The organism is Kriegella aquimaris (genome assembly GCF_900103215.1).
Lineage (GTDB): Bacteria > Bacteroidota > Bacteroidia > Flavobacteriales > Flavobacteriaceae > Kriegella > Kriegella aquimaris.
In genome coordinates this window covers 282816-294942 of the sequence record NZ_FNGV01000005.1, presented here as the reverse complement: position 1 = coordinate 294942, position 12127 = coordinate 282816, and the positions used below count along the sequence as shown (strand labels likewise).

At 39.7% G+C, this 12127-nt stretch carries 9 protein-coding genes; 6 read left to right on the top strand and 3 right to left on the bottom strand.

The window, feature by feature from the left end; translation table 11 throughout:
- Positions 1-5 precede the first annotated feature (5 nt).
- Positions 6-980, bottom strand: a complete 975-nt coding sequence (locus tag BLS33_RS12950; RefSeq protein WP_089889795.1) for a polyprenyl synthetase family protein — start codon at positions 978-980, stop codon at positions 6-8.
- 151 nt (positions 981-1131) lie between these two features.
- On the opposite strand from BLS33_RS12950, the gene BLS33_RS12945 reads away from it, so the two are divergent.
- The 6 genes from BLS33_RS12945 to BLS33_RS12920 all read left to right on the top strand — a co-directional run bounded on the left by BLS33_RS12945 (position 1132) and on the right by BLS33_RS12920 (position 8821).
- Complete coding sequence (locus BLS33_RS12945) at positions 1132-1674, top strand: RNA polymerase sigma factor (RefSeq protein WP_089889652.1); 543 nt, start codon at positions 1132-1134, stop codon at positions 1672-1674.
- Between the two features lie 12 nt (positions 1675-1686).
- Complete coding sequence (locus BLS33_RS12940) at positions 1687-2094, top strand: hypothetical protein (RefSeq protein WP_089889649.1); 408 nt, start codon at positions 1687-1689, stop codon at positions 2092-2094.
- 88 nt (positions 2095-2182) lie between these two features.
- On the top strand, positions 2183-2788 hold the full coding sequence (locus BLS33_RS12935) for a TetR/AcrR family transcriptional regulator (protein ID WP_089889646.1): 606 nt from the start codon (positions 2183-2185) through the stop codon (positions 2786-2788).
- 1 nt (position 2789) lies between these two features.
- A complete protein-coding gene (locus BLS33_RS12930; RefSeq protein WP_089889643.1) occupies positions 2790-4127 on the top strand; it encodes a TolC family protein in 1338 nt (445 codons plus the stop codon).
- 10 nt (positions 4128-4137) lie between these two features.
- Positions 4138-5310 (top strand): efflux RND transporter periplasmic adaptor subunit, encoded by a 1173-nt coding sequence (locus BLS33_RS12925; protein ID WP_089889639.1) that lies wholly within the window; start codon positions 4138-4140, stop codon positions 5308-5310.
- A gap of 7 nt (positions 5311-5317) precedes the next feature.
- Positions 5318-8821, top strand: a complete 3504-nt coding sequence (locus BLS33_RS12920; RefSeq protein WP_089889634.1) for an efflux RND transporter permease subunit — start codon at positions 5318-5320, stop codon at positions 8819-8821.
- Between the two features lie 74 nt (positions 8822-8895).
- On the opposite strand, the gene BLS33_RS12915 is transcribed toward BLS33_RS12920, so the two are convergent.
- The gene (locus tag BLS33_RS12915; RefSeq protein WP_089889630.1) at positions 8896-9246 is read right to left on the bottom strand and encodes a toxin-antitoxin system YwqK family antitoxin; all 351 of its coding nucleotides are present in this window, start codon (positions 9244-9246) and stop codon (positions 8896-8898) included.
- Positions 9247-9547: 301 nt separating this feature from the next.
- On the bottom strand, positions 9548-12100 hold the full coding sequence (locus BLS33_RS12910; protein WP_245731434.1) for a TonB-dependent receptor: 2553 nt from the start codon (positions 12098-12100) through the stop codon (positions 9548-9550).
- Positions 12101-12127 lie beyond the last annotated feature (27 nt).

The following is a 12127-nucleotide window of genomic DNA, read 5'->3' as shown; positions in this document are numbered from 1 at the left end:
TACGTTTAAACTTCCCGGTGCATTAACTGTTTTCCGAAATTTTCAAGAAGCGCTCTTTTTTCAGCGGATATTTCTAATTTATCCAAAACGTCAAAAGCTTCATGCGTATATTTTTGAATCGCCTCTTTGGTTTTTTCGACGGCACTGCTCTGTTCAAATATTTCTTTGACTGTGTTTACCTTATCCGTCGCATCTTTCGGATAAATCGAAAAGAGGTGCTCCATGGCTCTTTTTTGCTCAACGGAAGCCAAATCACGCGCCGTCAAATACAAAAATGTTTTTTTATTGGCTATAATATCACCGCCCACTTGTTTACCAAATGTCTTCGGGTCACCGAAGGCATCTAGGTAATCATCTTGCAACTGAAAGGCGATACCTAAATTTCTTCCGAATTGATAGATATGGTTTTGATGGGCCTCAGAAGCTCCGGCAACAATACCACCCATTTTTAATGCCGCTCCGACAAGAACCGCCGTTTTGTATTCGATCATTTTCAAATATTCGGGAACGGTCACGTCTTCCCTTGTTTCAAAGTCAACATCGTATTGCTGTCCCTCACAAACCTGTAATGCCGTTTTGCCGAACAATCGTGCCAAATCATGAAAGATATTTACCTCGTAATTCTCGAACAATTGATAAGCTGTAATAAGCATGGCATCTCCGGAAAGAATTGCCGTGTTCACATCCCATTTTTCATGAACCGTAGATTTGCCCCGTCGCAGGGGAGCGGCATCCATGATATCGTCATGTACCAATGAAAAGTTGTGAAAAATTTCTATAGCCAGGGCTGCATCTAATGCATTCCTGTAATTTTTATCGAAAATTTCGGCAGCCATTAGGGTCAACACAGGTCGTAAACGTTTCCCTCCTAAACCAAGGATATAGGTGATTGGTTCATATAGGTTTTTGGGCTCCTTTGTTTTTGTTCGAGACTCTAGATACGAAATAAAAGCCGTACGATACTGCTCAATAGAATGCATACTAATAATGATTTTGGTCAAAAATACATCCAATTTAACAAATAGTCCGCAACGGATGTAGAACATTGATGTGCAAAAAATCCATAAAAAATGCAATAGCTTTGAAATATTTCGTCTTTAAGACAGAAGACTTGATTGTAAAAGCGTTTGAATGACTTCGGATACTGAAAATTATAAAAACCTTAAAACCTTTTTCAACGAGGAATATAATTCGCTTAGAGCTTACGCCCAATCACGCATTAATGATACGGCCGACCGTGATGCGGAAGATATTGTTCAAGAAGTGGCGTTAAAATTATTTTCACGAGCCGACGACGTCTCGCCTATTAACAATATCGCCGGGTTTGTATATAACGCAGTGAAAAATAAAATCATCGACCTCATGCGAACTAACAAGCGTCAGGTTCGTGTTGATCAAGAAATGGAAAACCGTTTGGCAGTATTTAGTGAACTATTTTATGACAGCCCCGAAGATTCATATTCCGAAGCAATGAAAGATGAACTAAAAAAAGCCATCGGCAATTTAAAACCCCACTATCGAGAAATTATTCTTGCCATCGATTTTGAGGGGTACACTTATAATCAAGTGTCTTTAGAAACGGGCATACCCAAAGGCACCTTGATGTCTAGAAGGCACAGGGCCATATCAATCTTACTTTCAATGCTAGAAAAGAAAAAAGAAGTTATTAATTAAAACATATCAGACATGACAGATTATTTAGAATATAAGGTCAAAACCAAGGTTGAAAAATTCGTAAAGGCAGCGTTTAAAATACTGTTTGCCATTATTGCCGTAATCATTTTTGCCCTACTCCTCGGGTATGGTATCATGTGGTTATGGAACTGGCTGATACCCGATCTTTTCGGTTTGACGACTATAAACTATTGGCAGGCTGTCGGAATTCTTGTACTGGCAAAAATTCTTTTCGGAGGCCTTGGCAACCATAATCCAGGTAAAAGCAAAGGAAAAAAGGGGCGCCGTTGTATACCACAAAAACAAGATAGTTTAAAAAGCAATTTTTCAAAATGGAAGCACTACGAAAAGTTCTGGGAAGAAGAAGGGCAAGAAGCGTATAACAAATATGTAGAACGTATACAGCAAGAAAAACAATGACCTTCATCATAACAAAGTGTTAAATTAATGTAAAACTTAGGAAACTATAAATGTTTTTAAAGTTTCCTGGTTTATCTTTGCGCACTTTATGAGACAGAAAATTCTAACAAAAGCAATCGATATGTTCTTGAACCTTGGTTTCAAGAGTGTCACTATGGACGATTTGGCCAATGAAATGGGAATTTCCAAGAAAACAATTTACACCCACTTCACCAATAAAACGGAATTGGTCAAAGAATGTACGTCGCAACTTTTTATTAATATCACCACAGGTATTAATAGCATTTGCTCCATGGAGAAAAACCCTATAGAGGAACTTTATGAAATCAAGCGCCTGGTAACGCTCTATTTGAAAGATGAGAAATCAAGTCCCCAATATCAACTTCAAAAATATTATCCGGCCATATATGCAAGTTTGAAATCGAAACAGTTCGAGACCATGAAAGAATGTGTCGTCGAAAATATCAAAAGAGGAATAAATCTTGGCTTTTATAGGGAAAACCTGAACATTGATTTTATAGCAAGAATTTATTTTTCTGGAGTTACCAGTATAAAGGACAGTACCCTTTTTCCTCCTGAAAATTTTCCAAAAGAACAGTTGATAGATGAATACTTAGAATACCATCTCAGGGGGATTGTGACCCCAAAAGGAAGAAATAAATTAAACAACCTCATTAATTCAAACTACGAATAGCATGCGAAACCATTTTATAATAATCGTAATACTGTTGACTACCAGTTCGGTATTTCCCCAAGAAAAACCTGTTGGGTACACCCTGGACGAAGCTATTGTCTTTGCCCTTCAAAACAACTATAGCGCCATTAACGCAGATAGAGATTTACTAGACGCCCAAAAGCAAAAATGGGAAACGATTGCTGGGGGCCTACCCCAAGTCGATGGAAACATCGGTTACCAAAATCAACTGAAACAGCCTATTTCCCTGATTCCTGCAGAATTTTTTGGCGGCGAACCTGGCACTTTTCAGGCCATTTCATTCGGTCAACCCCAACAAGTAACTGCAACCGCAACTTTAAAGCAGCAAATTTTTGATGGGTCATATATCGTAGGAGTGCAGGCCACAAAATCATTTTTAAGCTATAGTCAGAACAACAAAGAAAAAACGGAACTCGAAGTACGCAAAAGTGTGGTAGAGGCTTACGGCAATGTTTTACTCGCTCGTGAAAGTGTCGAAATTCTTGAAAAAAACCTCGCTACCCTTGACAAAAACCTTTTTGAGACCCAAAAACTTTATGAAAATGGTTTAGGCGATGAAGAAAGCGTAGAACAACTACAAATCACATTATCATCAGTTGAAAATCAGCTTAAAAATTCAAGACGCCTTGAAAAAATAACCGTACAGATGCTCAATCTGGTAATGGGTCTGCCAATAGAAAACCCAACAATATTAAACGAAAATCTTGATCAATTGACCACACAAAAAATAGACCCTGAGCTATTGGATGCCAACTTTAATCTTGAAAATAACGTAGATTACAAATTGGCTCTAAACCTCAATGAGCAAAGGTATTTTGAACATAAATTGGCCAAAAGCCGTGCATTGCCAACTTTAAACGCCTTTGTCAACTATGGCTCTTCTGCCTACAGTGATAAATTTAATTTTATAGGAGGAGATTCCGAGTGGTATGATTCTTCTATTCTAGGTTTTGATTTGAATATCCCAATTTTCAGTTCCTTCAAGAGAGATGCCAGTACGCAAAGGGCCAAAATTGCCCTTGAAAAGGCTAAAACACAATTGACGGAAGCCGAAGAGCAAATTCGCCTACAACTAGAAAATGCAAAAAGTGAATATGAATTTACGATTGAACAATATAAAACGGCAAAAGAAAATCTAGGATTGGCCGAGCGTATCGAACAAAAAAACCAAATTAAATACGCCGAAGGGTTGGCCACTAGTTTTGAATTACGTCAGGCCCAAACGCAGCTGTATACTACCCAGCAAGAATACTTACAATCGATGGTAGCTGTTATCAACAAGAAAACCGAACTGGAAACAATTTTAAACAACGAATAAAACCATTACAATGAAACGAATATTCTATACTTTAATACTAACAATAGCAGTAGCTTCTTGTGGTGGTGGAAACCCACAGACATTGGAAAGCGTAATTTCGGCCGGAAACTTAGAATCTCTTAGAGCCAAGAAATCTGAGCTATCACAACAATCAAAGGAATTGGAAAGCCAAATAAGGCTTTTAGACTCTGCCATTGCCACTAAATCTGGCAATGAAAAACTTCCCCTGGTTACAACGGTCACTGCAAATACTCAAAAATTCGACCATTTTTTAGAGCTTCAGGGCAATGTGCAGACCAAACAAAATGTACTTATTTATCCTGAAATGGCCGGAACATTAAATCGGGTCTATGTAAAGGAAGGACAACGTGTAACCAAAGGTCAATTGTTGGCCTCTATCGATGATGGAGGTATGAGCAGTCAATTGGCCCAATTACAGACGCAAGCGGCTTTATCAAAAACCACTTTTGAGCGTCAAAGCAAATTGTGGGAACAAAAAATTGGTTCCGAAATTCAATATTTGCAAGCAAAAGCCAATTACGAAGCCCAGGAAAATGCGGTTAAACAGTTACAAAGTCAATTGGGAAAATCTACCATTACCGCTCCTTTTTCAGGTATCATTGACGATGTCATCAAAGATCAAGGCACTGTAGTTTCCCCCGGAGGTCCGGGTTCAGAAGTATTCCGTATCGTAAACCTCTCCGACATGTATATCGACGTCGAAGTTCCTGAAACATACTTAGGCAGTATTAGCAACGGCAAAGAGGCCCAGGTATATTTTCCTGTATTAGGCGATTCTATCACTACTAAAATACGCCAAACGGGAAATTTTATTAACCCTAGCAATCGTTCCTTTACAGTCGAAATTCCAGTACCGAACACAAACGGCAGTATAAAACCAAACCTTACGGCACGAGTCAAAATAAACGATTATAGCAACGAAAGTGCGATTTTGATTCCGCTTAGTATCATCTCTGAAAATGCCGAGGGGGAACAGTATGCCTACGTTGCCGAAGCGCCAAATTCTGAGAACGAGGCCGTTGTAAAAAGAAGTATCATCACTACTGGAAAAACGCAAAATGGTTTTGTAGAGGTGCTTTCTGGAATAGAGGATGGCAGCCATATTATTAAAGAAGGGGCCAGAAGTGTCAAAGACGGTCAAAAAGTTAAAATTTTAAACTAACTCGTCCATGAGCAAACTACAAAAAAACGCGGATAAAGAATTTGGTCTGTCATCATGGGCCATAGATAATCCCTCGGTAATTTATGTGATGATAGGTATCTTTTTGTGGATTGGATTCTCGGCCTATCAGGCCATGCCTCGGGAAGATTTTCCTGAGATTATTGAAACCAAAATTTACATAAGTACACCATACCCCGGTAACACGGCGGAAGATATTGAACGCCTGATTACCGACCCCTTGGAAGATAAGCTGAAGAACATCAGCAACGTTGTAGAAATCGTTTCGACTTCCCAAGAGGATTATGCTATTATAACCGTAGAGTTCGACGAAGAAATTACAGTTGAATCCGCAAAACAAAAGGTCAAAGATGAAGTAGATGCCGAAAAAGCCAGTGAAGACTGGCCTACCTTTAATGGGGCAAAAGTGGAGCCAAATGTTTTTGACCTCAACTTTTCAGAGGAAGTCCCCATTATGAACATCAATTTCACTGGTGATTATCCGGTTGAGAAGTTGAAAGAATTTGCCGAATATTTACAGGATGAAGTCGAGAATCTCCCTGAGATAAAGAAGGCCGATATTCGAGGAGCGCAAGAAAAAGAAGTGGAAATTGCCGTTGATGTCTATAGAATGATGGCGGCCAAAGTTAGTTTTGATGATGTGCTTCAAGCTGTTCGCAACGGTAATATGACGATGTCGGCAGGAAACCTGAAGACCAGCGGACAACGGCGTACCATCCGCATATTGGGCGAAGTTGAGAATCCTAAGGAACTGAATGATTTTGTGGTAAAATCTGAGAACGGGGCCGTATATCTAAAAGATATCGCCAACGTACATTTTGACGAAAAAGATAAAACCACTTATGCACGAGAATTCGGTGAAAGTGTGGTGATGCTCGACGTTAAAAAACGAGCTGGTAGAAACGCAATTTCGGCAGCGGACCAAATAAAAGACCTTGTAAAGGATTTAAAGGAAAACTACTACCCCACCGATCTTCATATCTCTATAGCTAATGATTCTTCTACCCGAACTCTGAACCAAGTCGATGATCTGGTCAACAACATTATTTTCGGTATTATTTTGGTAGTTACCGTACTCATGTTCTTTTTAGGTTTTAGAAATGCACTCTTTGTAGGGTTCGCAATTCCGATGTCAATGTTCATGTCGTTTATGATTCTATCGTGGTTGGGCTATACACTGAACACCATGATACTTTTCGGAATGATTATGGGGCTAGGTATGTTGGTTGACAATGGTATTGTGGTCGTTGAAAACGTTTATCGGTTGATGGATGAGGGCATGCCCCGTATAGAGGCGGCGAAAAAGGGTATCGGTGAAATTGCTTTTCCCATCATTATATCCACTGCCACAACTGTGGCTGCATTTGTGCCCCTTGGGCTATGGCCGGGTATTTTCGGACAGTTTATGATATTTTTCCCGATTACCTTATCGGTCGTATTGGGATCGTCACTTTTTGTTGCTATTTTCATGAACTCCATGCTGGTTTCCAGCTTTATGGAGACGGGAGAGAAAGAGCTTAAAGTAAAACAACTCATTCGTTTAAGTATCATTTTAGGTGGAATCGGACTACTGATATTAATTTTTGGGGGTGCCATGCGAGGCCTTGGAACTGTGATGATCTTGACAGCGGCCATGTTTTGGATCTATAAATATTTTCTCAAAAGATGGGCCATTGGTTTTCAGATGAACACCATGGTGCGATTTGAAAATTGGTATGAAAAACGCATCATTCACGCACTAAGAGGTAGAAATGTTTATTGGTATTTTGGTACTACATTTGCGCTCTTGATTGTTGTTTTTATACTTTTCGGACAATCGATCGGAAGCGGTAGGACAAAAATTGAATTCTTCCCCGATAACAAACCCAATGAAATTTACGTCTATATCGAATATCCCGAGGGTACCGCCATCGAGAAGACAAACGAAATTACCAAAGACGTCGAAAAAAGAGTTTACGCCGTTCTCAACAATGAGGACTATATTGACGAGAATGGTGAGAACTTTATGATGGCATCCGCAGTTTCACAGGTTGGAGAAGGTGCTGGAAACCCTTTGACCGATGGAGGTTCGGCGGCAGAAATGCCTCACAGGGGAAAAATGACCGTCAACTTTAGCGAATTTAAGTACAGAAAAGGAAAGAATACCGAAGAAATACGGGCAAGGGTACAAGAAGCCTTGAGTGGTATCTATCCAGGTGTTGCCATCTCTGTAGAAAAAGATGCCAATGGCCCCCCAGCCGGTTATCCAATCAACATCGAATTGGAGGGTAAAGATTATGATGAACTGATCAATTCGGCCGAAAATATTCGAAACTTTATCAATACCAAGAATATTGCGGGTATTGAAGAAATCAAAATCGATGTAAATAAAAGTAAACCCTCAATGCAGGTCATTGTAGATCGCGAAAAGGCCGGAGAACTCGGGGTATCGGTCGGTCAAGTGGGTAATCAATTACGTAGGGCTCTATTTGGTGAAAAAGCCGGTGTGTACAAGGAAGATGGGGATGACTATGACATTAACGTTCGCTTCAATGAAGATTTACGCTATAACCGAAGTGCCCTTTTTAACCAAAATATCATCTTTAGAGATCCTGCCAATGGGCAGATTAAGGAAATACCCGTTTCAGCGGTAGCAAGTGAAAGAAACACTTCGGCCTTTAGTGCCATAAAACATAAAGACAATAAGCGTGTAGTTACGGTATATTCAGGCCTGCAGCCCGGTTTTACCGATGCAGCGGCCATTGTCGCCGAGATTCAGAAAGAAATGGAAGAATTCGAGGGACTTCCAAGCGATATCAAAATAGATTATACCGGACAAATAGAAGAGCAAAATAAACAAATGCTATTCTTGGTGGGCGCCTTTTTTACTGGTCTTGGACTCATCATGTTGATCTTGATATTCCAATTTGGTGGAATTTCGAAACCCTTAATCATTATGATTGCCATTTTCTTAAGTTTCATTGGTGTTTTCGGAGGCTTGATGATTACCGGATGGTCTTTTGTAATTATGATGACCATGATGGGTATTATCTCTTTGGCAGGTATTGTGGTAAACAATGGCGTGGTTTTGTTAGATTATACACAGATTCTTATTGACAGGAAAAAAGTAAAATTGGGTATGGACGATAAAGATCTGCTTACCCGTGAAGAAGTTACCGAAGTTATCGTTCGTGGCGGAAAGGCAAGACTTCGCCCCGTTTTATTAACGGCGATAACAACCGTTTTAGGTCTTATTCCTTTGGCAATTGGACTGAACATCGATTTCTTCTCACTGTTTTCAGACTTTGACCCGAAAATTTATGTAGGAGGAGACAATGTAATTTTCTGGGGACCACTGGCATGGACGGTAATCTTTGGATTAATTGTAGCCACTTTCTTGACCTTGATAATTGTTCCCGTTTTATTCAATATTACCTATCGAATGAAGATTTGGTTGCGGGAAGGAAAGAATAGAAGGGAAGAGAAGAAAAAGCAGCTTGAAGCTGCTGCATAATAACCAAAATTAATAGTATAAAAAATCCCGACTTGGTTACCAAGTCGGGATTTTTTCTTTAGAATTTTATTGACTTATTTGTTTATGGCAACAGTTTTGCCATTGTTCCATGTCGTAACATTGGCAATCTTATTGTTGGTATAATCTACTTCTTTCAAGGCTTCACCTTCCCAAAAAAACCATTTTCCAGCTTTCTTGCCGTTAACATACTCACCCATTGCAATTTTTTTACCGCTTTCGTCGAACATTTTCCACTCTCCGTGAAGTTTCCCATCACGAAAAAAACCAGTCTGCGCAATGATTCCGTTTTCATGGAAATAAGTGCCTTTTAAGTCGTTACCGTTTTTTTCAATTTTGGGCTCAACTTGTTGTGCGGTCATTGCTACCGAAAATATAAGTGCTAAAGCGATTGTTACTGTCTTCATTTTATTTGGGATTTCAATTGATATTTATCATACTAACGTAATCAAAGATACAATTATTTTACCAAAAATAAATGTTAACCTAACCTTTAATTTACATTAACTTTACATTGAAAATGTAAACACCTCAATTACAGCAATATATCTATAAGCAAATTGCGTACAGTCTAATAAATATCCAATTGTAATATCACAATGAAGTACTCCCTAAAACCAAAATATAGAAACTGAAATTTTGTTCGTAACACCAAAAATTCAAAACTCTGGTACTATAGCTATAACCTGTAAAATATTTAATGAATACTCAAAATTTAAAGGCGAGCCCGGCACTTATAATCGTACCATTAAATCCAAATTGGTTCACCTCCCAAGGATACTTGAATCTTCCACCAAGGTCTGTAACCACATCTCCTTTCGGCTCAAGCTCGTCAGGGTAAACATTCAACAAATTATTAATGGCCAAAGTGGCCGAAACCTTACTTGAAAAATCATAACCAACAATTAAGTCAGTAATCACTTTACCCGCAAAGGTCTGGTCGTTTAATGGATCAGTTGCATGGTCCCATTTTACCTCACCAAAATAGGTGTTATTCAAAGCGAAATTCAACTTTTGTATATTATAATCGAACCCCAGCAAAACTTTCGATTTTGGCCGTGACGTTGTAATGCGCGACTGTTCCTTACGATTAAAAATTTCATACCCATTTGCAGCAAGCAAAGGAGGCGTACCAATTTCCCCATCTATCTTTGTTTTATTAAAATTAGCAGCTATCGTAGCTGCTAACACGCCACTTCCCAATTTTAAATTCTTATAACTAGCAACCACATCTACCCCTGTCGTATTGGTATTAACGGCATTGACAAAAAACTTCAGGCTGGTTATGGCATTATCAATCAAAATTTCTTCAACAGGGTTATTGGCACTATCATCTCCATCGAAACCTATTTCATTTGTAAACAATACCCTATTGTCTATCTTGACATTATAAAAATCGACGGCAATAGACAAATTCGTTACGGGCTTAAAAGTAAAACCTGCGGAAATGTTTTTTGACGTTTCAGCCGTTAGCTGGGGCACACCCAATCCATCTCTGATAATGGGGTCAACATTATTGAAAGTTCCTTGATTCGAAATGGTCCCTCCGGAAACTAGGGTTTGAATGTTACTTAAATAAATTTGGTGCAGTGCCGGGGCTCTAAAGCCGGTGCTATATGAAGCTCTTAGCGCTCCCAAATTATCACCCAATAAATATCTTCCGTTCAGTTTCCAGGAAGTGTTATTTCCAAAATCACTGAACTCCTCATAGCGCAGTGCCCCTCCGAGTAATAATTTATCGGTGGGTTCCCATTCCAAGTCCCCATAAAGACCATAATTGTCACGTGTGGCCTCCACAACGTTGCTAGGCTGTAGGCCCGGAAAAGATTGCGCTCCCCCGCCGATATACGACGCAGGATCTCCGGCCATTGCGGTAAATCGCTCTCCCCTTAATTCTGCACCAAAAGCAATATTAACCGCTCCCATGTTTTTTGAAAAATCCAAATTACCGAGGGTGTTGCTAAACGTATATGAACCTACATCAAAAGAAGTGGGACTTCCAGCTCCTAAGGCAGGATTAAGTGTGTTATTCACGTCATAATTCACGGCATTTCTGCCATAAGTACCACTTAGATCAACATCAAAACCAATTAATTTCCATTTCGCTCCAACAGTCATCGTGTTATCCCTAATATCTGTTTCGAACGTGGGCTGAAACCCTTGATACTCTGTTCCTGGTTCATGCAATAGATTGTGCGGGTCTGGGATCCAATAAGGTGGACGGTATAAAGCAAAACTCTTACCCTTTCTATAAGTCAATCCACCAAACGCATAAAACTCTCCATTTCCACTTTTAAAAGGAACTCCGGCATTGAGAAATACGTCTGCCTTTTGCATTTCGGGTTGCCCAATATTCATTCCCAAATCTGGGTGAGCTGATAACCAAGGCCCCCAAGTGGGATCATCTGCGGGAACACCAAACAAACCATCTGCTCCTGGCTCCCCAGACCTGTTCGTCTTTTCCTGTTCATAATAACCAAAAGTCAAATTCAAATACCCTCCATTCTCATTAAGTTTTATTGCCGAATTAAAATCAGCCGCAAAATTAAACCCATCACCTTCTGTAGTAATTCCTGAAGTAATCCCTACCGTTGTATATTCAACGTTTTTCTTCAAGACCATATTAATAACGCCAGCAATCGCATCTGATCCATACTGGGCAGATGCACCGTCACGCAATACTTCGATTCTTTCTATCGCCGCGGCGGGTATACTTTTTAAATCGACCCCGACCTCACCTTTTCCAGGAGTATCGTTTATATAAACCAAAGAGCTTAGGTTCTTACGCTTTCCGTTTACCAAAACCAGCGTTCTACTGGGGCCTAATCCCCGAAGATCTGCAGGGTCAAAATGTGCCGTACCATCAGAAATGGCCTGTGTAGTAGCATTAAAAGATGGCACTTTATAGGTTAACATCTTGTCAACAGTGGGCTGACCAGTATTCTTGAGTTCATTGACACCAATATTATCAATTGGCACAGGTGAATCCATAATTGTTCTAGGTTTTGATCTATTTCCTACCAAAATCACTTCATCAAGTGCCACGCCTTCTTGTAAAACTACGTCTATGCGACCTGGACCTTTAACATCTACTTCCTTTGTAGTAAATCCTATAGAAGAGAATACTAAGATGACAGGAAAATCTGCTATGGCAATAACATAGTTGCCATCAAAATCGCTTGTTGTGCCCTTAGAAGTGCCTTTTATCACAACATTGACTCCAGGGAGGGGTTGATTGTTTTGATCAGAAACTGACCCCATTATTTCATCCTGCGCCGAAAGGCCGAA